This window comes from Brumimicrobium aurantiacum, assembly GCF_003402975.1.
Classification (GTDB): domain Bacteria; phylum Bacteroidota; class Bacteroidia; order Flavobacteriales_D; family Crocinitomicaceae; genus Brumimicrobium; species Brumimicrobium aurantiacum.
Genome location: NZ_QURB01000004.1, coordinates 178,327 through 201,507 on the forward strand (window position 1 = coordinate 178,327; position 23,181 = coordinate 201,507).

Sequence of the window (23,181 nt, forward strand, 5' to 3'; positions counted from 1 at the left end):
GAATAATGAAGCAAATAAAGTTAATTAACGCAATCAGTGAGGCAATCATACCATTGCTAGGAATCTTTTTCTTTGATTGGGGACTTTACTTTATTCTGCTTTTCTATTTTATCGATTTAATTGCAACTGAGGTTTTCATCTATTTGAAGGTTCAAAAAATAGTTCAATTTCAAAAAATCAAATTCCCTTTTTCTACTCGATTTGGACGACTAATAATCAATTCGGTATTGGCTTTAATTTTAATTATTCTCTCTCATTTGACGGTATATTTTATCGTACCTAATATTGATTTTGCATCCGCATTTATTGAATTTTTAAGTTATGAAGAAGCTGGGATTCCGATTCCGCAGGGTTATATTTTACTTCCTCTAGTCGTTTTGACTAATTTTCAACAATACAAAACAACTTTTATTCAATCAGGTGTTTATAGAGTTACTTCATGGAAGGATTTGATTTTTTCAAGAAGGAAGGCTTTGTATATTGCCATTCTAGGAGCAGTAATCGCTATGCTAATTGCTTCCTTTATTGCAATGCCAGAATCAATTTATGTAATGTTAATTGTAGCAGTGAAAATTTGGGTAGACTTGAAATAGATTTTCAATAGGTTGAGGGTTTGTTTTTGAAAGAAAGAGGAGAAAAAATAAATGTGTTATTATTTCCTTCTCCTCAATTTCAATAGATAATTATTCTATATTATTTCCAAGTTTCTTCCTCATTATACAAACGTGGAGGATCAATTTGTTTTTCTTTAAATTCAATTCCGTATTCTTCTAAATCTTTTAAAATCGGATTATAAATTTCCTTATGTGTAGGAATCAAAACACCTTTCATTTGAATTGTACCGTTCAAGATTTTCTTCACGCATATTCCAACAGGTAAACCTACTGTATTACTCATTGAAGTAAAAGTTTGGTCTTCTCCTATATTGACCATTTCTGAGGTAATTTCACGTAACTCACCATTCAATTGGTAAACGAATTTGTGATACATCACAATCATATCCTTGTCTTGAGGTTTTAAGGCCCATTTTTCTTCAAGGATTTTCTGCATCATTTGTGCTGGCGTTGCATTTTTAATCCCAATTTTCTTTTTATCGTCAAAAATTCCAAGCCAAACCAATTTGTCCCATAAAGAATCATCAAGGTCAATTTTCATGTAGTGACGTAATTTCAACTCAACAGAGTCACTGTGATTATACGGTAAGAATGAATTGATAAAATCACGATTGGTCATATTTTCACTTCCCTCTAAGGTATAAGAATCATCAGTTGCACCCAATTGAACAAAGACGTCCCAAGCACGAGAAAAACCAACTCTTCGAAGCGTACCTCTGTAAATAGTAGGAATATCTTGAAGGCCGTAGATTTCACGATACATTAATGAGTTTCTATTGGCATAACCTTCAAAACGGCCATAATTTTCCACATCAATAATCTCCGTTCTACGGAATAATTTGGTGTAAGGAATATATTTGTAACGACCTTCTTGAATAAACTGAGCTGCGCCACCTTGACCGGCCAAAACCACATTTCTTGGGTTCCAAGTAAATTTATAATTCCATGGGTTGTCATCACTTTCTGGAGCGACTAATCCACCAGTAAAAGATTCGAAAATTTTCATTTTACCGCCAGCATCACGAATATCATCTATTACTCGCATAGCACTCATGTGGTCAATTCCAGGATCAACACCTATTTCATTCATGATAACGATGCCAGCTTTTTCTGCTTCCTCATTTAGCGCTTTCATTTCTGGGGAGACATAAGAAGGAGTGATTAAGTTCGTTTTTAAAGCGATACAGTCTTTTGCAACATCCACATGAAAACGAGCGGGAAGCATACTGATTACAATGTCAGCTTTTTCTATTTCTGGCTTTCTTTCTTCAGGATCTAGGGCGTTAAAAACTAAAGCTTCAGCATGTTTTGATCCATTAATTTTGGATTCAATTGCAGCTTTATCTTGGTCAACAATTCTAACAAACCATTGTTCCTTTTCTGCATTTTGAAGCAGATAACGTATTAGAGATGAACATGAGAGTCCGGCACCTAATATTAAAATATTTTTCATTGTTTGTAATTTATATGAAGTGGTTATATTCAATTAAGAATTTCTTTTTTCGTAATTGATTTTAACCACAATTTAATTTGTTGTCTAACAAAACAAACGAAAATCAAGAAGGAAGTCAAGTAAAAGTCTAGTTAGTTTTGTTTATTATAAACAGGTGTAGTCCTTTTAATAATCTATAAATGCATTAAAGTAAGTTTATTTCAAAAGGTCACGAATATTCAGAATTACATTTGTCTAAAATCAGTTTAAAGGAAAAAATTAAGACCTTTCGTTCAAATAATAATGAAATTATATGAAACCTATTACAAATCTATATATCAAAACATTTCTCTTTACAGGTATTCCTTTTGGACTAGCCACAATCATCGCAGATAATATGTCGGGAGAAGAAATAAGTATATGGAAGTTTTTGGTTATGACTTTTTCCTTTGGCGCTCTTATGTCCATAACGATGGTTGCAATGCATAAACAAAGACTTAAGTCTAGAGGGCTTACAAACAATACAGAGATTTATCAGGATAAAACCATAAAGTCTACCATAAGCCTTGTTGAATTCAAGGAAAAATTAATGTCCGTTCCATACTTCAAAAAAATGAAACTTTTGGAGATGGAGGATGGATTCATTATTAAGACTAAAATGACTTGGGAGTCTTGGGGAGAAGTGATTCACATTAAACTCATTTCAAAAAACGAAGTGATGAATGAGTATCAAATTTCAAGTCGTCCAAAAGTAAAAATTACGCAAATTGATTATGGTAAAAACCTCGAAAACATCAACATTATAGAAAATGCAATCGCATAGGTTCATTATGATTTGAGTACTCATCCAATTGATAACCGTGAACTTTCCTGACTTTTAAACAACAAAAAAGTCCAAGTGATATACTTGGACTTTTTTAATTAAAATCACATTGTTTGTTTCAATGTGTACTATGAAAAGACTAAAAGTTGTAACTCATTTTTAAGCTAATTGTAGTTCCTTGTCTTAGAGAATAGAAGTATTGGTCTTCTGCTTCAAAAGATTTATAGACAGCTTCTTTTTTGGCATTCAACACGTTCTTCAACATCACACCAGCATTAAACTGTTCTTTTTTTCCGAAACGTTTAGAAACGTTCATATTAATCCCATGGAAAGGAACAGTATAAATATCTGGTCGGTCTGTAATTCCAGAATACAATAAGGTTTCACCTTGAACATTGTAATAAATACCTGCATTCAAGTTTTTAGCAAAACCTTTATCTCCTGTATATTCAAATCCACCATTAATAATCCATGGTGCTTGACCTGCCATATCTCTGTACTCATCAATTACTTGTCCATTTCTTGCGTTATTTACACGAGATTCGTATTCTGTTGCACTTAATTTAATCTGAGATTCTGTTAAAGTAACATTTACCGCTAATTTAAAGTTACTTAGTTTTTTAGATATAAATTCTAAAGATTGTCTACCTTCAATCTCCAAACCTAAAACTGTTCCGTCACCAACGTTTCTTGGCTGGAATGCCCCAGCTTGCGTTGCAAATTGAACAACCTCAATTGGGTTATTAAACATTTTATAGAAACCACTGATTGAGAAAGTTTGACCTCTTCCGTGGAAAATCTCCCATCTTAAGTCGAAATTATGAATATCTGTACTTACAAGATTTCCGTCCCAATACTCAACACCAAGAAGGTCGTTAGCATCTCTAAATAGACCACCGATAAAAGTTCTTCCAGTGATAGGGTCTAAGATTTCAGAATAAGATAATTCTTTAAATGATGGTCGAGCAGTTGTTTTTCCATAAGAAATACGGATATTTTGTTTCTCAGAAACTGAATACACCATGTTTAAAGAAGGAAAGAATCCTAACTCATCTAATACAACATCATTATTTAAAACATTATTTCCTAACTGGTCTCTTCCTGTGTATCTCTGTGAATAATATTCAGACCTAATTCCAAAAATTAATTTCAAACGCTCTGATGGAGAAATTTCCGTTAAAGCGTATGCTCCTGAAGACATAACAGAAGACTCGAATTGATTTGGATTAACAGGAATAAAAGGAGTTTCAAAAGTTGTACCTTTTGAAATATCACCATTGTAAGGCCATAAATTTTCTTCAGCGAATAACTCATTAGGATCACCAGTTAGCTCAACATTTCTAACATTGATACTGAAAGAACGAATTGTATAATCTCTCTTTTTATAAGATTGAACAGCACCAAACTTCAACAAACCATCATTACCGAACAGTTTAAGTTTTCTTTCGATGTCGGCCTTTGCAGAAGTATTAAACTCATTTAATTCTCTCCATATTCTTTCTGGGAAACCAGACTCTGTACCAATATTGTAACTTCCATCATTTCTAATTTCGTAACGTGTAAAACGAATATCAGGATTATCAATTGAAGATAGAGATGATGAAGAAGACCAAGATAAGTTCCAATCCCCATCTTTAATTCTATGTTTTCCTGAAAGAATTGCATTGGTTAAAGAACGTTGTGCATATTCCAAATTGTGTTGAAAGCCACTAAATACAGCTCCTTGATCCGTATTTTCATAATCAAAGATTCCAGCAGTAGAGTTTCCATTCTGTAGGTGCAATAAATTAAAGTTGTAACTTGATTTATCAGTATTTAAAGATACACCTAACATTCCGCTTAAAAGCACTTCATTTTCTCCATAGTTACCTTCTTGCAATTCTCTCACCTCTAACTCTGTAGTATTTCTATCGTTTGAAAGTCCATAACGAGAATATAACGCATCTTCGTAAAACTTCGTTTCATTCTTATAGTTCATATTAAAGTTATAGCCAATCGTATATTTTTCTTTTTTGAAGTTATCTCCAACATTGGCTCCAATACTCACATCCATTAATGAATTAGCTTCCATTGCCGCCAAATTTGGATTGAAAGAACTTAGGATTTCTTTATATCTTTTTGCTTCAGCACCATCTGGATCTGCAATTGTTTCTGCAAAAAATGGAATATTATTGACTGCTGGTATCTCTCTGCTTCCTGCACCAAAACCTAAAGCATCAGCACCACTTTTGTCATAAGTTAAGTAGTTACTTTTAAAATGATAGTTTGGGTTGTAAGCCGTACCAAATGAAATACTTCTGGTTTTTTCTGTTGCAGCACTATTTAAAGTCACGTCAATTAGACCTCCCGCATAATCTGCAGGTAAATCAGCAGAAGCCGTTTTATACACCACAATATTGTTAATCATCTTAGTAGGGAAAAGGTCCATCTGAACAGTATTTCTGTCCGGATCTAAACCTGGAACTTCTAAACCATTAAGTAAAGTTTTACTATATCGGTCACCAATTCCACGAATAAAGATATATTTTCCATCACTTAACGAAACACCTGGAATTCTTCTCATGGCAGCACCAGCATCAGAATCACCTGTCTTCTTAAACTTTGCAGAAGACATACCATCAATCATCTTACTTGATTTTTGTTTCAAAGAAAGAATGGCATTTTCGGTATTTGTTTTACGCTTAGCTTTTACGATTACTTCATCAAAATCACTCGTCTCGGACTTTAAATTCATTAAAGCTAGAGTCGTTGTTTGATTTGACAGCACATTCACTTCTTTCATTTCAAGGGTATCGTATCCCATGTAGGTAACTACTAAATCATAAGTACCTTCTGCAACGTTTATTTTAAACGCTCCATCCAGATCAGAATAAGCTCCAATCTTTTGATTTTTCACCATCACACGAACACCAGGTAATAATTCACCTGTTGTTTGGTCATTTACAGCACCAACAATAAAACCTTTTTGTGCTTGAGTAGTAGAAGTTAAAGCAATAAAAGTTAATGTGATCAAAAATAAATATACTCGCATAACTAACATTATTAAAGTTTTTAAAAAGGAATTTCCCGAGAGCAATGCCCTCAGGAAAACCTTAGATCTATCTTATGTTATTAAAAGTTTGAAAGTTCTCCACGCTTGTCAGAAAGCGTCCATCCTAAAAATTCTCCAACGTTTGCACCAACAGTGTTAGCACCTTCTGATACGTTTGTTGCATCAGCGTCTGTTCCTTCTTTAAACACATCTGTTAACATTACTCCACTTGGAAGTGTTGTTTCGATGTTTGAAAGTGAAATGAATCCTAATCCGTAGTTATCAATTGAAGCTTGACCACTTAAAGAGAAATCTCCTCTTCCGTCTGTTGCTGGATCAGCAAATCCGAAGAAGTAAACATTTTCTAATGAAGCTCTTGCTCCGTCTCTGAAGTCAGCTAACTCAGTATTATCAGCTCCTTTTACAGACCCATTCTTTAAAGTATGCGCATCTAAATAAGCTCCTTCTGGTCCGTCAATTTCCATTGCGTGATCTGTACTTTCTCCACCGATTACGATAAAGTTATCTAAAGTACCACCCCAAGCTTGGTCAGTATCTAATGCATCGTCTCCAGCGTTCCAAACAATAACGTTTTTCACATTCACTGTTCCACCGAACCACTCAACTCCATCATCTTGGTTAGAAACAACCTCAATGTTTTCAATCACTGTACCTGTACCAACACCACCAAGTGTCAATCCGTTGATTTCATTACCTTCTCCGATGTTAGCACCACCGTGACGAATTGAAATATATTTTAAAACTCCTGAATTATCTGATGCATCTGCCCCTCCATATAAACCATTTTGGTCTGATGCTGGAATCCCTTCGATTTGTACTGAAGGATTATCTGCTGAAATTGGCGCGTTACCTAAAACGATTAATCCTCCCCAAAGTCCATCAAGGTTAGCATCCATATTTGGACTATCGATTTCTCCTGGTTGAATTTCGTCTGCTACAGTTGTGAAAATAATTGGATTGTTTGCATCTCCTTCTGCGTTAATTTTCGCTCCTCTTGCGATGATCAAAGCTGTTGCATTTGGTCCTGTTCCAACCTCTCCTTTGATGATTGTCCCTGGCTCAATAGTTAAAGTTGCACCTGAAGTAACAGCAACTCTAGTGTTTAAAACATAAACTTTGTCACTTGTCCAAGTCGTGTTTTCTGTAATATTTGAAGATACAACTACTGTTGACTCGTCACTTACAGTTTCTTCATACTCACATGAACCATCATCTTTTTTTGCTTCTTCGCTGTAATTGATTGCTGTTTCATCTGTACATCCTTCTTTCTTACAAGATGTTGTTGCTAATGTCAATGTTGCTGCAACTAACAACCCACCAACTTTTAATCTTTGAATTTTCATTTTTGTCTTTTTAATTATTTGATGCAAAGATGCGGGAGATATTCTCTTTTCCGTTTATGAGAAAATTAAACGTATATTAAATCAATATTAACACACGTGCTACAGCACTAGTAATACTGGACTTCTTGATTATTCACATGGAAAAATCAAAGAAAATATTAGAAAAAAGTTGGAATATTAACTTAAATGAATGGAAGGGAAAAAACCGGTCATTCTAGAATTAGGTCATTTTAAAAAAAGGGGAAGCGTCGAGTTAAAAACTTGTTAGTAGGTGTACACATTCTCTGCTTTGACCCAAAGCATATTATTTGTTTTGGACTGAACTTGAATCCATGTATTATTTTTGAAATACTTAAGGATAACCAGACGATCGGAAGGATCTAATTTATCTTGTGATTCAACTCCATTTGGAGAGATATAAAGTGGAACATCGCTTTTCTTAAGAATCGCATAATGCGAAGAATTAAAATGCATGTTAATTGAATAAACTCCGTAGAAAGAAACGCCAAACAAAATAACGGCAGGTGCGATTAATCTGAAAAACCATTTATTGATATTTGAAGAGGAAGTCACCTTATAGATGAGAAAACCAAGAAAAATTGAAGAGACACATGCAAAAAACACCCATGTAGACATTCCAAAACCAAGCATAACACGTTCAATCCAAGGAAAAGGATGTTCCCATGTATGACGATTATTCAATTGTTTTGAAGCAAACTCAGCATTAAATTGTGCATCACCATTTAACGGTTTATATTTTAAAGAGGATTCGAAAGCCCACTTGGCTTTATGCCAATCGTCTAGATTTCCAGAACTTACACCCAAATTATAAAAAGCAGAGAAAGAAGGATTTTCTTCCGCATCTTTTGCGAAGATATCACTCGCCTTTTCATAATTATTCTCCATAATATTATCAACCCCTTTCAAGAAGAGGGAATCACTACCAAAAACTTGAATTGACAGTAGAAAAGAAAGAATAACAATAATTAATTTCATTATTCAAAAGATTTTATGATTTCTTCGACACTCATTTTTAATTCAGAAATATCAGAGTTTTCAATACTTCCACCGTATTTCATAGCATCCAGCTCATCAAAAACATCGATTAATTGATCATTCGCTTCTTGTGTTAACCTCACTCCTACTTGAGCATTTACAAACGCTCTTGAAATTTCTCCTTTACTTACATTGAATTCACTTGCTAGGAAACTAATCAAGATTTTAGTGAGTTCACCAAGTTTATCAAGGTTGCTATCCTCTGTGTGTAACTGTGATAATCTACCTAATGCCTCTTCCCTATGTTGGAATAAAAGTCGTTTTGAAGTTGAACGTTCAGATTTGTTATTCTTAATTCTTACACCTATTCCAAAAATAAATCCAAGCATTAAAGGTGAAAAAATTAAAGCTGTTCCTTTCCATCCTCTAAACAAATCAATAGAAGTGTCATCTACTCCAATTTGCTCTGTAATGTAAGGTTGCATCATAGGTAATTGCACCTCTTCTTTTTCTGGCTTAGTCACCTCCACAATCTCTTGTCCATTTGACTTCACATTTAAAGTTCTCACTGTAGACGTTGCAGATTCATACTTTTCTGTTTCTGGATTAAAATAAGCAATCTTGATTGGATTGATTTGAATTTTACCAGGACGATTTACCTGAATAAAAAAGGTATATTTCTTGGTTCCTTCAGCACCACGTGAAGAAAAATTAATAGAATCTACAACTTCAGGATCTCCATAAAAAGACAATCCATTTGGTAGGTAAATAATCGGCTTTTTAATATTGTGAAGGTTACCATGACCACTAATCGTCACATCTAGTTCTACCACTTTACCTTGATCTAATTTGGTATTTGATAATTTTGAAGTCACATCAAATTCACCTACCGCACCAATGAAATGTTTTGGCGTTCCTGTAGGCAATGGTTTCACTTTTATGGTAGATTGATTTGATGAAATTTTCGCTCTTTTTGGATAGCCCGTTCTTGGGTTCTCAAAAAATATTATTGATTGAAAAGGCTCAATATCAAAATCTCCAATTTTTTCAGGAAAAATTACTGATTTCCCCATTTTAAAGGTTTGAATGTTTTTTCCGTTGATCACAGCATAAGCACTACTCACCCGATTTGGATTTGCCAAAGCATGTACGTCGGCGGAGCCGTTTAAAGAAAAAGTATTGAAAGCTTCGAATTGCAACACATTTACTTGCGCGTAAACTTTGGCTTCAAGTAACAAAGGTTCTCCTTCATAAATTTCATTTTTTGATTGCTCAATGATTCCGAAGATCATTTGATCCATATTTTCACTTGGATCAGCACTCAACATATTTTGGCGACTGATGACTTTAACTTTATGCACTTTAGATTGTACAGATTCCCCTTGACTTTTTACTATTACAGGACCTAATTCAAAATCTCCCTCCTTTTCAAAATATCCAGTAAATGTTTGGTAATTGTAGCGCATTGCTTTTTGTCGACCATCTACATAAACAATAGAAGAAGACATGCCTGTTTGAACCGCACCAGTTTGAATAAATTCATCTGGTAAATTCATATTCATTTTACCATCAATGTTTGTTTTGATTGTCACAGTAATGGCTTGCCCGCTTTCAGCGGTTTTAGGATCTACATCCAATTGAACAAATGCATCTTGTCCGAAAGTAAAACCCACTAAGAGTCCAAAAATGATATTTAACAATACCGCTCTTACCATTTTTTACCTGATTTTACTTGATTTTTTTGGTTTCCCGAACGGACACCTTGAACTTTCTTCTTCGTTTGCATTTCTTTTTTCAACAATTCTTCAAGCATACGCTCGGTTTTTTGATTTGATAATTTTGAAACTGGCTCTTCCTCTCCTTCTTTAGGATTAGTATTTTGTGTTTCTCCCCCTTGATTATTTTGTTGATTTTCTTGGGACGAATTTTCTTTGTTGTCATCTTCACCAGCCTTATTCTGATTCTGTTGGTCTTGTGACTTTTGATCCTCAGAATTTTGACTATCTTGGTTCTGTTGCTGTTGTTGTTGTTTTTGAATTGCCAATCTACGTTGGGCTTCAGAAAGGTTGTAACGTGTTTGCTCCTCCTCTGGATTCAATCTTAGCGCATTTTTATAACTTTCTATTGCTGATTGATAATCTTTAGCTTTCAACTGGCTATTCCCTACATTGTGCCAATGCTTAGCATTTGACTTATCATCAACTCCATTGGAGGCTGCAGCGCGAAATGCTTTTTCAGCCATTTCAAAATCATTATTCCTATATGCTGCGTTCCCAATATCTTGTGATAAATCTACTTCACTTGGAGCTAATTTTTGGGCTTGCAATAAAGTTTGATAAGCTTTATCAAATTGCTTTTCTTGATACAACTTTTTTCCAAGACGTAGAGAGTCCTCCCATGATTGCCCGTAAGTTAGAGCACACATAGTCATCACTATTGCTATTAAAAAGTAATTACGCATCATTTGATTTTCTAAAAGTTTGTGGAATAGATTCTACAAAAATTAAAAGTAAAATGGAAAGTATTGCAAAACCTAACGGCCATTGATACCTGTTTTCTTTTACCTTGAATTCCAAATTTACTGTGTTACCCCCTGAACTGTTGTTAATATGCGTTAAAAAATCTGAAACATTTGGAAAAGCTTCGTTAGTTAATTTCACGTCACCATTCAGTCTATTACTAATTTCATTCAGCATATCTTCATTCACTTTTGATATTACTGACCTACCTAAATCATCTTTTAGAGACCTAGCGTTCGGATTACTATTTTGTGGAACTATACCTCCTTTAACCGTCCCTATTCCTAATGTAAGAACTTCAATATTCTTGTCTTTAATTTTATTGTATGCATCGTCTAAACCACCTTCATGGTTTTCACCATCTGTTATTAAAACCAAAACTTTCTTGGTGTTTCTCTTAGAGAAAAATCGACTTGACTCATCTAATGCTGCAGCTATATTTGTTCCTTGGTTAGAAATAAAACTGGTATTGATTTCGTCAATATACATTTTAGCGGCGTCTTTATCTGCGGTTAGCGGAAGTTGAGGATATGCATCTCCTGCAAAAATCAGCAAACCAACATGTGAGGAAGAAGATTGGTTAATCAACTGGTTCATTACACGTTTAGCAATTGTTAATCTTGTTTCTCCGCCAACAATATCGCGCGTGTTCATGGAGTTAGAAACATCCACTGCAAAAATCAATTCCACCCCATTTACTTTTCCGCTTACTTCTTTTGTTCCTAAAACAGGCTGCATCAAAGCAAAAATTGTAAAAATGACTGCATTGCGAATAAAAAAGAATCTCCAGAAGGTTTTTCGAGTAGAAACAGGTTTTAGAAAAGTGCGCAGTACTTTGGTCGTTACTACCCCATCAATAAGGCGGTTTCTCCTTTTCATTTGCCAATAAAACACACCTATGAGCAGAGGAACGCTAAAAAAGAACCATCCAAAATGTGGCGACAAAAAAGTTAAGGTTTCACCTGCAGAATGATCTACAAATACTCCAAACACTCGCATCACTTGCCAAATAAACATCCAAAATAGCAGTTCATTTCCTATGGCCAAAACCAAGAAAAATGGCAATCTATATTGATATGTTTTTTTATACTTAGGCATTGTTTTTCAATAATAATTGTTCGGAAATAAATCCTATTAAAATAAAAATCAAACCAAATAATAAGAAGAAAATTGGGCGATAAGGCGGCTCTCTTTTCACAGAATTATTGACCAATTTTTGAGTTTCCATTTGATCAATAGTTTGATAAATTGAACGCAAGGATTCTTTACCCAGCGCTCTAAAGTATTCACCTCCAGTATGGCTTGCCATTTTTTCTAATAGCTTTTCATCAATGTTGACTTGTGTTTTTTGGTAAATCTGACCAAATGGTGTATTGATCGGCATTTTTACAACACCTTTTTTACCTACTCCAATGGTGTAAAGTGTAATTCCCTTAGTTTTTGCTAATTCTGCAGCAGCCATAGGAGAGATTTCTCCTCGATTAGAATCTCCGTCAGTCAATAATATAACGACCTTAGAATGCAGACTATCCGTTCTCAATCGAGCCACAGCTGTTCCCAAACCTGTTCCTATGGCAGTTCCTGGGTCAATTTTCCCAGATTGAATTCCGTCAATTGTTTGTTTCAAATAATCATAATTTCGCGTAGGTGGACAAGCAGTATAGGCTTCTCCTTCAAAAACAACAAATCCAATTCTATCTGATCTACGTGCGTCAATAAATTCTTTTGCAACATCTTTCGCCGCTTCCAACCGATTCGGTAAAAAATCTGTTGCCAACATACTCATTGAGACATCAAGAGCAATCATAATATCTATTCCATCGTCATATTGATTTTCGCTATCATCCGCAAATGGGAGAACAGGTTTGGCCATGGCGAAAATTAACATAATCAATCCAAAACCGACACAGCCATAAATTCCAAAAATCAACATTTTGATTGGCGAAAATGAGAGTGTTTTCAACTGACTTAAGGGTTGTGAAAACTTGGCTGTTCCTTCTTCTTTTGACAAACGAATATAACGCAAAACCATCAAAACAGGAACCAAAGCGAGTAGCCACAACCAATGCGGTGCAAGGAATTGATACTCCCAAAACCTGATATGTAAAAATGAATTACTCATCTTTATTAATTTCAAATTTAGTGACTTTATCGACTACACTTCGAGCATCATTGGTCACTTTCTGAATTTCATTTAAGGCAGGCTCAGACTTGGCAAACTTTACCATATCGGATTGCATTAACAACTGTTTTGTCAGTGCAATCAATTCTTTACTTAACCCTTTCTTTTTCAAAAACAATTCTATTTCGAAAGTGGTTTTATCCAGAATTCCGTCCTGATAATGTGCAGCAAAAAATCTTCTTAAAATCAAAGACAAGGAGAAGTAATATTCTTTAAGATTTACTTCATACCCTTTTGTCTTTTCTAACTGGTCAATTTGTGCCAAAGTTAATTCTCTAATACTTAATTCTGGAGGCGCCTTTCTTGATCTTTTCTTAAGGAAAATAATTAAAGCCACAACGAATACAGCTAAAATTACTACCCAGATATAATTTTGCTCAAACCACTTTACAAAGGCGTTTTTTTCTGGCAACTCTGTAAATTCTTCATTGATATCATACAATGGTTTAGTTGGATCAGCTGGCGGTGTTGAAACGTAAACTAATCCTGCAGGAAAAGCATAAATACTGTCATTAAATTTAATTTCCTTGGGTAAGATAGCAACATAAGCACTATCCCAGGCTATTAATTCATAGCTTCCCTTCCATATAAACTCACCATTTTCTTTGAATAAAGTATCTTCGAAAGGCTGAAGAATTTCGAGTTCATAATCTTCAGTAAGGTTACTTTGCTGATTATGGTTCATTGCATTTCCTGAAATGAAACCCGTTTCCGCTTGAAAATTTACATTTTCGATTTCTTGATCACTAATTACAGCGTAAGTCAATGTAAAAGGCTCACCAATTTGAACCTCTTCACTACTCAAATTAATGTTTAATGTTTGTCCATAGCAAGTGCTAAGCACTAAAAAGAAAGCGATATGTAGCCAATTCTTCATCATCTACTTCTAGTTAAAAATAGGCGATTTAATGCTGCAAGATATTTTCCGTCAGTTGATAAACTAGCATAATCAACACCGGCCTTACGGAATTTTATGACCAATTGTTTTTCATTGTCATTGAACTGCATTCTATACTTTTCTCTAACCTTTTTTGAATTTGTATTGACCCAACGTTTTTTCTTTGATTCGGCATCAAACATTTTAATCAAACCAAGTTTTGGCAATTCTTTTTCGGCATAATCAAATAAACGAATCGCCACCATATCGTGTTTACTATTTGCAATTTTTAGACCTTCAAAAAAGTCTGTTTCATCATAGAAATCACTAATTAAAAAGCAAATACTTCTTTTCTTCACCACATTTCTAAAGTAACGTAAACCCTCCTTTATATTCGTACCCTCCTTTTCAGGTTTAAAAAGAATCAATTCTCGCAAAATCATCAGGGCATGCATTCGACCTTTGTTGGGTGGAATGTACTTTTCTACGCTGTTACTAATAAAAATAGCACCAATCTTATCATTATTTGCAACCGCTGAAAAAGCAAGAACGGCAGCCACTTCAAGCATTAATTCCTTTTTTGATTTTACGCGAGTTCCATAATTGATCGATTCAGAAAGGTCGAGCACCAAAAATACGGAAAGCTCTCTTTCTTCTTCAAAAACTTTCACAAAAGGCTCATTGAATCTAGCAGTAACATTCCAATCAATATTACGCACATCATCGCCATATTGATAATTTTTCACATCAGAAAAGGTCATTCCTTTTCCTTTAAAGGCAGAATGATACTCCCCTGAAAACACCTGTTTTGTTAAACCACGTGTTTTAATTTCAATTTCTCGTACTTTTTTAAGTAACTCTTTCGTTTCCATTTTTATGATCAACCGATTTACGGAACTTCAACCCTTGCCAATACTTTTTCGACAATGGCTTTGGCATCAACACCTTCCGCTTCTGCTTCATAGGTCAATCCTAATCGATGTTGAATAACATCTACTGCGATGTTTCGAATATCTTCTGGAATCACATAAGCACGACCATTCAAGAAGGCATTTGCTTTTGCTGCCAGTGCCATATTGATACTCGCTCTTGGAGAGGCACCAAAAGAAATCAATGGTGACAAATTAATTAAATCGTATGCTTTGGGATCTCTTGTTGCGAAAACAATATCGATGATGTATTTTTCAATTTTTTCATCCAAATAAACCTCTCGCACCAAATCCCTTAACTTTATTATATCATCCGGACTTACCACTGCTTTGGCTTTATTCAATCCTTCTTTTCTTACGTTACTACGCAAGATTTGCATTTCTTCTTCTGGATTTGGATATTCTAACTTCACTTTAAGCATAAATCTGTCGACTTGAGCCTCAGGAAGCGGATAAGTTCCTTCTTGTTCAATTGGATTTTGTGTAGCCATCACCAAGAAAGGTTTTGGTAATTTAAAGGTGTCATCACCAATTGTAACCTGTCTTTCCTGCATTGCTTCCAATAATGCGGATTGTACTTTTGCAGGAGCTCTATTGATCTCATCAGCAAGTACGAAATTGGCAAAAATTGGACCTTTTGTTACAGAGAATTCTTGATTTTTTTGATTGTAAATTAAGGTTCCAGTAACATCTGCAGGTAAAAGGTCTGGAGTAAATTGAATACGACTAAAATCTCCTCCTACAACATCAGAAAGTGTATTGATCGCAAGTGTTTTTGCAAGACCAGGAACACCTTCTAGTAAAATATGTCCATCTGCCAAAAGAGCAATTAACAATCGCTCTACCATTCTGTCTTGACCAACAATTACACTAGACATCTCCTTTCTCATCATATTGATCAAAGGAGTTTCATTTTGAATTTTTTCTGCCAATTGACGAATTGATTCAGCGGGTGTAACTGAAGACGATGTGTTTTCTTCCATAGTTTTATGTTATATCATACAAATATGTTGATTTGTTCTGCCAAGCATATCCTGAACGCTGTTAAAGATTGTTAAGCATATTTAACAGCTTATAATTTTCGGAAATTGCAAATTTAGTGACAAAAAAACAAATAACATATTTTAATAAATAATCAGAAGATAAATCCTTAGTTTGAAAAGCAAATAAATTCAAACTATAATACATTAAAATGGCCCTATTTGGAAATATAATTAAAGGAATGATAGAATTTAAAGATTTTATCACCAGCGATATCGATCCCGTTGAAGCACAAGAAAAAGTGCTTACTGAACTACTCTCTAAAGCAAAAGATACAGAATTTGGAAAAAAATATGATTTTTCATCAATCCTAAAATCTGAAGATATACCCAAAAGTTTTTCAGAAAAAGTTCCTTATTTTGACTACAATAAAATGAATAAAGAGTGGTGGAATAAATACCACGATGGAGAAGAAAACATTACATGGCCTGGAAAACCTAAATTTTTCGCCTTAAGCTCTGGAACTACTGGAAAATCCAGTAAGCGAATTCCTGTTACAGATGAAATGCTTGATGCGATTAAACAAGCGGGAATTAGACAAATTACGTCATTAAGTAATTTTGACTTTGAAGCCGATCTTTTTGAAAAGGAAATCATGATGCTGGGAAGTTCCTCTAATTTACAAGAACATAATGATTTTCTAGAAGGAGAAATCAGTGGAATCAGCACGAAGAATATTCCATTTTGGTTTAAAGGATATTACAAACCTGGAGATGAAATTTCGAATATTGACGATTGGGACGAAAGGGTTGAAGCCATTGCAAAAAATGCAAAAGAATGGGACATTGGTGCAATTAGTGGTATTCCAACATGGATTGAACTCATGATTAAAAAAGTGATTGAATATCATGAAGTTGAACACATTCATGAAGTATGGCCTAATTTTGAAGTCTATACCTCCGGTGGTGTTGCTTTTAAGGCTTATGAAAAAAGTTTCAATGCCTTACTCGGACATCCTATCACTGTGATCGATACTTATTTTGCTTCTGAAGGTTTTATTGCTTCACAAACAAGACCAGAAACAGATGCCATGCAATTATTGTTGGACAATGGCATTTACTTTGAATTTGTTCCTTTTAAAGCCGATTATATTCAAGAAGATGGATCTTTAGTTCCTGATGCTCCAGTTATTCCATTAAAAGAGGTAGAATTGGATCAAGAATATGTTTTAATCATTAGTACTGTGAGTGGAGCTTGGCGCTATGAGATTGGTGATACGATTGAATTTACAAACATTGAGAAAGCTGAGATTAAGATCACAGGAAGAACTAAGTTTTTCTTGAATACTGTTGGTTCTCAATTATCGGTTAACAAAATGGATGACGCCATGAATCAATTAGAAGACGAATATAAAACTGAAATTTCCGAATATCTGGTTTGTGCAAAACGAGCGGATGATGGAGAGTTTTATCATCATTGGTATATCGGAAGCGAAGACAGTTTGGATACTGAAAAAGTTTCTAAAACACTTGACAAATTCTTTAAACAATCGAATAAAAATTATAAAGTGGCCCGATCCAAAGCTTTAAAAGGATTAAAAGTAAAAATTGTTTCTAACGACATTTTTTATGAATGGTCTAATCAAAACAAAAAGAAAGGCGGACAAGTTAAAATGGAGAAAGTCATGAGTGAAGAGAAATTTGAGGAGTGGGAGAAGTTTGTTAACGGAGAGTCCTGAATGAAGAATGATCAATGACTTATTTAAATGAAGAATGAAATATATTTCACTCTTCATTTTTCATTGTTAATTTTTCATTGTTAATTTTTTCATTTTTCATTCCCTACCCCCATCTCTATGGTTTACAATTTCCATAATTTCTTCCGGAGAAAGGTAAAATTTCTGAATGCGTAGTTTATATTTTGAAGAGATATCTGCATGATTGAGGATGAAGTTTTTAGTCTTAAGAATATATTCTTCCATTCCATGATTCACTGCAAAAGTATCTGCTGCACGCTCTGCTTCAACGATATGTGTTGGTGAAAAGAGATATTTCAGTCCAAACCAAACAAGATTGAGTTTACTTCTATTTTGATAGTCCATAATATGTCCTAATTCATGACCTATCCAACCAATCATCACATCTGTAGGAACATCTACAGTCGCGAACTCTTTATCTGAAATCTTAAACTTTTCGCTAATTAAAATTACATATTCCCTCTTTCTTCTTGTTTTAAAAAAGCTCCCAAATTTAGGGCGAGCCTGCATTGTAGATTTCTTAATATTCTTTTTAAATTTAATTTCAATTCTTACATCCTCCAATTCAGGATAATGTGATAAAGCAAATTCTGCTTCTCTTTTTATAATTTTCGGTATTTTAATTTGACTTGGATAAGTTAAGTCTGACATATTATCTGAGTGCGTTATTTTATATATTAATAAAGTATATACTATAAGATAACAAAACCAAGCTTGTAATCAAGGGACAGCGGACAACTTTAATATAAATTAACGACAACAAAGAGTATTAATGATAATAACCATAGTTTCTTAGCTCTAAGACCTTTATAAAATTGGTAGCAATATCTTGTTCCAAAACATCGTCAATCAGGGCTGAGTTTTCATCATATAAAACCTGAAATTGTTTAATATACTTTCCGTTCTTATACACTTTCTTTTTGGTTAGATTTTGTTTTCTGTCATATTCAAAAACAAAAGACTCCTTCTGGTTTCCATAGATTGTGGAATGAACTGTTATACTATCCAAATCACTTTTGTGATCATAATAATAGTTCGTTTTTTTCATCCCAGGCATTCTATTCAATCGTTCAATTTCTTGGGTTTTCAAACCTTTTCTATTCAAATAGGTCGTAACGGTTTTATATGCTTCGGCTTGATCATTAAACAGTGTACGTTTATATTTCCCTTTTCCTTCCTGATAGGTGCTTTTCTCTAATGAAACGGTATATTCCTTACTCACCACGAAACTAGAAGTACGATAAGGCTTATTACTTAAATATCTGCGGTATTCTTTCTGAATCACTCTACCTTTGTCGTCATAACTAAAAAGGTAGGCATAATTACCAAATTCATCTCTTTGGCGGATAGCAATGAGGTTTCCATTATTATCATAATCAAAATAACTAACCAATGTATCACTTTCCAATGTTAGTGGAACACTTTCATATTTTTCGACTAACTGTCCTTTGTTATTGAAATGATAGGCTGTAAAGTGAGCCGTTTCTCGAGGCTTATCTCCTAACTTATAATGCAACTCTCTACCTGATATTGATTTGATTCCTTTCTCTTTAATTTCTTGTTCATTAAAAAACGGATTAATGGTAAAAACTTCGCCATCCGTGTTATCAATCAACTGTGCAAAGCATAGCTGTGGAACGAAAATTAGGAGAAGTACAAAAACTAAAGAATCTTTAAAAGTGAAATTTCGCATGGATAAAAAGTTTAATTTGATTTAAAATATTTCTTTGCCTTTGTATTCCTATGTGGACAGCCTGGCCAACAGCATGGACGTTTTTTTCCTTCAAGAATTTCAGATTTCAAGCGTTGAACATGGTTCTCTCTTGTTTCGGCCTTCTTCACAATTGTTGTCCAACAAATCCATTCATTTCTTGCCAACGGAGTCAATTTATTCCATTTACTAAGTAATTCTTCGTCTGAAGTTAAAACCTGTTTGATATCATCAGGCAATTCATGAACCACACCTCCTTCAATATTCATTTCTCTCAATAATTTATTTGACTACATCAAAACAGCTTAAACCATTATAAACGTAGATCTTACCGTCTTCATTTAATGCGAATATAACTCCAAATCATAAAACTTTTCTATTAAAACGTCAACTTTTCTCCAATATGCGTTAATAACAGGGAATATTTTTTTAAATGATTTAAGACTTTCCTATTCAGTAAAATAGGCCATCAATTGATCTTAGCTCAAAACAAAAAGCCCTACTTCGAGAAGTAGGGCTTTTCACCATATAATTCAATGTGAGCATCAAATTGATATTGAATAACCGACTTATATTAACAAGTAACTGGCTATTAGTTTTATTTATTCAACTCTTCTTTAACGATAGTTGAAATTAATTTTCCATCAGCTTTCCCTGCAAGAGACTTTGTTAATGGTCCCATTACTTTACCCATATCTTGTGGGCCAGAAGCTCCGGACTTTTCAATTGCTTCCACAACCAAAGTTCTAATTTCAGCTTCGTCCATCATTTTAGGCATATAATTTTCGATGATTTTTGCTTCAAACAACTCTGCTTCTGCTAAATCTTCTCTACCTTGATCTACATAAACAGCATGTGAATCCATACGTTGCTTATGTAATTTAATGATGATCTTGTTTTCTTTTGACTCATCCACTTCTCCATTTCCAGAAGTTGCTTCATTCAAAAGTTTTGATTTGATATCACGTAAAGCACCTAATTTTTCTTTGTCCTTAGCACGCATTGCGTCCTTGATATCTTGGTTTATTATATCCGTTAAACTCATTTTCTATAAATTAATCAACGTTATCGTGTAAGAAAGAGTTCGTTCCACGAAGTGTTGTATTGTTTCCATTATCATTTGGAGAAACTTCGTATCTTGAAGCTGAGTCGCTAGAAGAGCTTACGTTATCATCCAAGTTAATTTTTCTTCTTTTAAATGCTGGTTGACGTTCAAGTTCACTTAATCCCTCAGCACTATTTAGGTGAGATGTATAGTTCTTGATACGTTCCAAACGCTCTTGCGTTCTTCTTTGTTGTTCTTCTTGCGTTAATTCTTGCGAACTAGCGTTTCCCTCAAAAGAAGTATCTTCATCCATTTCATCATCTAAAAAATAACGTTTTACATCGTCACTTTTTTCAGTTGTTTCTTTGGCACTTGACGCTTCATTTACTTTATCATCTTTTGTTTCTGAAGACTGATCTGTTGATGAAGGCAATACTGTCTTCACTTCCCAGTTCATTGTTGATGCAGTAGAAGTTGGCTCTTCCTTCTTTTCCTCAACCTCTTCAGTACTCGTTGATTTCATATAAGGCTCAGACTCTTTTTTTTCAACGTATTCATTTTTCGAAACCGCTGAATCTAAAGGTTTTGAGATTTCCTTTTTAGTATCATCCTCTAAGACTTGTACTTTTTTTTGAGGAGCTTTCTCGAAACCAGTCACTGGAGAGTGATTAAACCCCGTAGCGATAATCGTAACACTCAACTCTTCACCAAGCGTTTCATCATATCCATGACCCCAAATTACATCTGCAGTTGAACCTGCTTCGTCTTGGATGTAATCTGTAATTTCAGAAATCTCATCCATTAATACCTCTTTCGAACCATAAGTAATGTTCAACAATACGTATTCAGCACCAGAAATATCGTTATCGTTCAACAATGGAGATGACAATGCATCTTGAACCGCTTCCATTGCACGCGTATCTCCTTCAGCAGAAGCAGATCCCATCACTGCAACACCACTGTCTTTCATTACTGTATTTACATCATTGAAGTCAACGTTAATTGCACCCGTTACAGAAATCACATCTGCGATTCCTTTTGCTGCAGTTGCCAAAACATCATCAGCCTGAGCAAATGCATTTCCAAGCGTTAAGTTTCCAGAGATTTCACGTAAACGTTCGTTGTTAATCACCAAAAGTGTATCAACAGCTTCACGCATAGATTCTAATCCTTCTTCCGCTTGTTGGCGACGTTTTCTTCCTTCAAAATTAAATGGTACAGTTACGATACCTACTGTAAGAATTCCTAATTCTCTAGCAGTTTTAGCGATTACAGGTGCTGCACCCGTACCCGTTCCACCACCCATTCCAGCGGTAACGAAAACCATTTTTGTATTCTTAGATAATAAATCTCTTATATCGTCAATGTTTTCGATAGCGGCGTTCATTCCAATTTCTGGAATAGAACCAGCTCCACGACCTTCAGTTAAAGATGGTCCAAGCTGAATTTTAAATGGCACAGGGGAAATATCGAGTGCTTGACGGTCTGTATTACAGACAATAAAGTCTACTCCATCAAAACCCTGGTTATACATGTGGTTCACCGCGTTACTTCCACCACCACCAACACCAATTACCTTGATGATAGATGAGTGATCTTTTGGGATATCGAATTCCATAATATTTATTTTTATCGGTTGCTAATTAATTATTCTACATCTTCTTCAAACCAGCTTTTTCCTTTTTCAAGGAGCTTGTCAAAGAATGATCCTTTTGTTCTTTTCGAATGCGATTTTACTGCGGCAACAGATCTTTTGTTGCGCTCGTTTGATTCGAAACCTTTTAATACAAGACCAATACCTGTAGCAAACATTGGGCTTGTTAATTCTTCTTTTGTTGCAGATTGACCAATATGCTCATTCGGGTAACCTAAACGAGAATTCATTCCTGTTACATATTCGAACAATTGATTGATATTATTCAATTCTGCTCCTCCACCTGTTACTACGATTCCTCCGATAAGTTTTCTTTCATATCCAGAGTTTTTAATCTCGTAATAAACATGTTCTATAATTTCTTCCATTCTTGCCTGAATAATTCCAGACAAGCTTTTGATTGAAATTTCTTTTGGTTCTCTTCCTCTTAAACCAGGAATACATACCACTTCATTTTGCTGACTTTCGCTAGCCAATGCAGAGCCAAACTTCACTTTTAGTGCTTCTGCTTGACGTTGAAGAATCGTACATCCTTCTTTGATATCATCTGTAATCACATTTCCTCCGAAAGGAATAACCGCCGTGTGACGAATAATTCCACCATGGAAAATGGCAACATCTGTTGTTCCACCTCCGATATCTACCAACACAACACCTGCTTCTCTTTCTTCATCTGAAAGTACAGCCGCAGCACTGGCTAAAGGTTCTAAAATTGTTTCTTCAACTTCTAATTCTGCTTTTTGAATACATTTTTGAATGTTTTTCGCAGCAGCAATACGACCTGCAATAATATGGAAATTTGCTTCCATTCTCACACCAGACATACCAATTGGATCAATGATTCCTTGTTCACCATCAACGATATATTCTTGTGGTAAAACATGGATAATCTCTTCTCCAGGCTCCATTACCAATTTGTACATGTCGTCAATCAAGGCATCGATATCAGCTTGAGAAATTTCGTCTTGCGTAGAGTTTCTTGTGTAAATACCTCGGTGTTGTAAACTTTTAATGTGCTGTCCTGCTATTCCAACATTCACTACACCAATTGTTAATTCACCTTCGACTTTCTCTTGTGCCTCGCTTACTGCCTCACGAATTGAATGAACTGTTTTTTCGATATTAGAAACCATCCCACGGGTTACACCATGAGAAACAGTTTTTCCCATAGAAAGAATTTCAATTTTTCCATGTTCATTTTTTCGCCCAACAAAACAAGCAATTTTTGTTGTCCCAATATCTAGTCCTACAATTATTTCTGACATCT

At 34.7% G+C, this 23,181-nt stretch carries 20 protein-coding genes; 3 read left to right on the plus strand and 17 right to left on the minus strand.

Annotation, left to right across the window (positions count from 1 at the left end):
- Positions 1-5 precede the first annotated feature (5 nt).
- Entirely contained in the window at positions 6-593 is a 588-nt protein-coding gene (locus DXU93_RS08345; RefSeq protein ID WP_116880825.1) for a hypothetical protein, read from the plus strand.
- A 100-nt stretch (positions 594-693) separates the two neighbouring features.
- Here the strand turns inward: DXU93_RS08345 and DXU93_RS08350 are convergent, their stop codons facing one another.
- On the minus strand, positions 694-2,067 hold the full coding sequence (locus DXU93_RS08350; RefSeq protein ID WP_116880826.1) for a saccharopine dehydrogenase C-terminal domain-containing protein: 1,374 nt from the start codon (positions 2,065-2,067) through the stop codon (positions 694-696).
- A gap of 292 nt (positions 2,068-2,359) precedes the next feature.
- Between DXU93_RS08350 and DXU93_RS08355 the strand changes: the two genes are divergently transcribed.
- Complete coding sequence (locus DXU93_RS08355; protein ID WP_116880827.1) at positions 2,360-2,869, plus strand: hypothetical protein; 510 nt, start codon at positions 2,360-2,362, stop codon at positions 2,867-2,869.
- Positions 2,870-3,008: 139 nt separating this feature from the next.
- On the opposite strand, the gene DXU93_RS08360 is transcribed toward DXU93_RS08355, so the two are convergent.
- The 10 genes from DXU93_RS08360 to DXU93_RS08405 form a co-directional block, all read right to left on the minus strand.
- On the minus strand, positions 3,009-5,900 hold the full coding sequence (locus tag DXU93_RS08360) for a TonB-dependent receptor (protein ID WP_165851368.1): 2,892 nt from the start codon (positions 5,898-5,900) through the stop codon (positions 3,009-3,011).
- An 80-nt stretch (positions 5,901-5,980) separates the two neighbouring features.
- On the minus strand, positions 5,981-7,264 hold the full coding sequence (locus DXU93_RS08365; protein WP_240623443.1) for a hypothetical protein: 1,284 nt from the start codon (positions 7,262-7,264) through the stop codon (positions 5,981-5,983).
- A 264-nt stretch (positions 7,265-7,528) separates the two neighbouring features.
- Positions 7,529-8,260: a hypothetical protein gene (locus DXU93_RS08370; protein WP_116880829.1), complete on the minus strand. Its 732-nt coding sequence runs from the start codon at positions 8,258-8,260 to the stop codon at positions 7,529-7,531.
- The gene (locus tag DXU93_RS08375) at positions 8,260-9,975 is read right to left on the minus strand and encodes a BatD family protein (RefSeq protein ID WP_116880830.1); all 1,716 of its coding nucleotides are present in this window, start codon (positions 9,973-9,975) and stop codon (positions 8,260-8,262) included. Before DXU93_RS08375 ends, DXU93_RS08370 begins: the two co-directional genes overlap by 1 nt.
- A complete protein-coding gene (locus DXU93_RS08380) occupies positions 9,969-10,724 on the minus strand; it encodes a tetratricopeptide repeat protein (protein ID WP_116880831.1) in 756 nt (251 codons plus the stop codon). Before DXU93_RS08380 ends, DXU93_RS08375 begins: the two co-directional genes overlap by 7 nt.
- Positions 10,714-11,877 (minus strand): vWA domain-containing protein, encoded by a 1,164-nt coding sequence (locus DXU93_RS08385; RefSeq protein ID WP_116880832.1) that lies wholly within the window; start codon positions 11,875-11,877, stop codon positions 10,714-10,716. The genes DXU93_RS08380 and DXU93_RS08385 overlap by 11 nt, the downstream gene beginning before the upstream one ends.
- Positions 11,870-12,901: a VWA domain-containing protein gene (locus DXU93_RS08390; RefSeq protein WP_116880833.1), complete on the minus strand. Its 1,032-nt coding sequence runs from the start codon at positions 12,899-12,901 to the stop codon at positions 11,870-11,872. Before DXU93_RS08390 ends, DXU93_RS08385 begins: the two co-directional genes overlap by 8 nt.
- Positions 12,894-13,841, minus strand: coding sequence for a hypothetical protein (locus DXU93_RS08395; protein ID WP_116880834.1), 948 nt, complete (start codon positions 13,839-13,841; stop codon positions 12,894-12,896). The genes DXU93_RS08390 and DXU93_RS08395 overlap by 8 nt, the downstream gene beginning before the upstream one ends.
- A complete protein-coding gene (locus DXU93_RS08400; RefSeq protein ID WP_116880835.1) occupies positions 13,838-14,710 on the minus strand; it encodes a DUF58 domain-containing protein in 873 nt (290 codons plus the stop codon). The genes DXU93_RS08395 and DXU93_RS08400 overlap by 4 nt, the downstream gene beginning before the upstream one ends.
- A gap of 17 nt (positions 14,711-14,727) precedes the next feature.
- Entirely contained in the window at positions 14,728-15,750 is a 1,023-nt protein-coding gene (locus DXU93_RS08405) for an AAA family ATPase (RefSeq protein ID WP_116880836.1), read from the minus strand.
- 209 nt (positions 15,751-15,959) lie between these two features.
- On the opposite strand from DXU93_RS08405, the gene DXU93_RS08410 reads away from it, so the two are divergent.
- Positions 15,960-17,486, plus strand: a complete 1,527-nt coding sequence (locus DXU93_RS08410) for a GH3 family domain-containing protein (protein ID WP_116880837.1) — start codon at positions 15,960-15,962, stop codon at positions 17,484-17,486.
- 96 nt (positions 17,487-17,582) lie between these two features.
- Here the strand turns inward: DXU93_RS08410 and DXU93_RS08415 are convergent, their stop codons facing one another.
- The 6 genes from DXU93_RS08415 to ftsA form a co-directional block, all read right to left on the minus strand.
- On the minus strand, positions 17,583-18,155 hold the full coding sequence (locus DXU93_RS08415; protein WP_116880838.1) for a hypothetical protein: 573 nt from the start codon (positions 18,153-18,155) through the stop codon (positions 17,583-17,585).
- 118 nt (positions 18,156-18,273) lie between these two features.
- Complete coding sequence (locus tag DXU93_RS08420) at positions 18,274-19,197, minus strand: hypothetical protein (protein ID WP_116880839.1); 924 nt, start codon at positions 19,195-19,197, stop codon at positions 18,274-18,276.
- Between the two features lie 11 nt (positions 19,198-19,208).
- Complete coding sequence (locus tag DXU93_RS08425; RefSeq protein ID WP_116880840.1) at positions 19,209-19,484, minus strand: YdeI/OmpD-associated family protein; 276 nt, start codon at positions 19,482-19,484, stop codon at positions 19,209-19,211.
- Positions 19,485-19,813: 329 nt separating this feature from the next.
- Entirely contained in the window at positions 19,814-20,260 is a 447-nt protein-coding gene (locus DXU93_RS08430) for a GatB/YqeY domain-containing protein (protein WP_116880841.1), read from the minus strand.
- A gap of 10 nt (positions 20,261-20,270) precedes the next feature.
- Positions 20,271-21,878, minus strand: coding sequence for a cell division protein FtsZ (ftsZ, locus tag DXU93_RS08435; RefSeq protein WP_116880842.1), 1,608 nt, complete (start codon positions 21,876-21,878; stop codon positions 20,271-20,273).
- A 29-nt stretch (positions 21,879-21,907) separates the two neighbouring features.
- A complete protein-coding gene (gene ftsA / locus DXU93_RS08440; protein ID WP_116880843.1) occupies positions 21,908-23,179 on the minus strand; it encodes a cell division protein FtsA in 1,272 nt (423 codons plus the stop codon).
- Positions 23,180-23,181 lie beyond the last annotated feature (2 nt).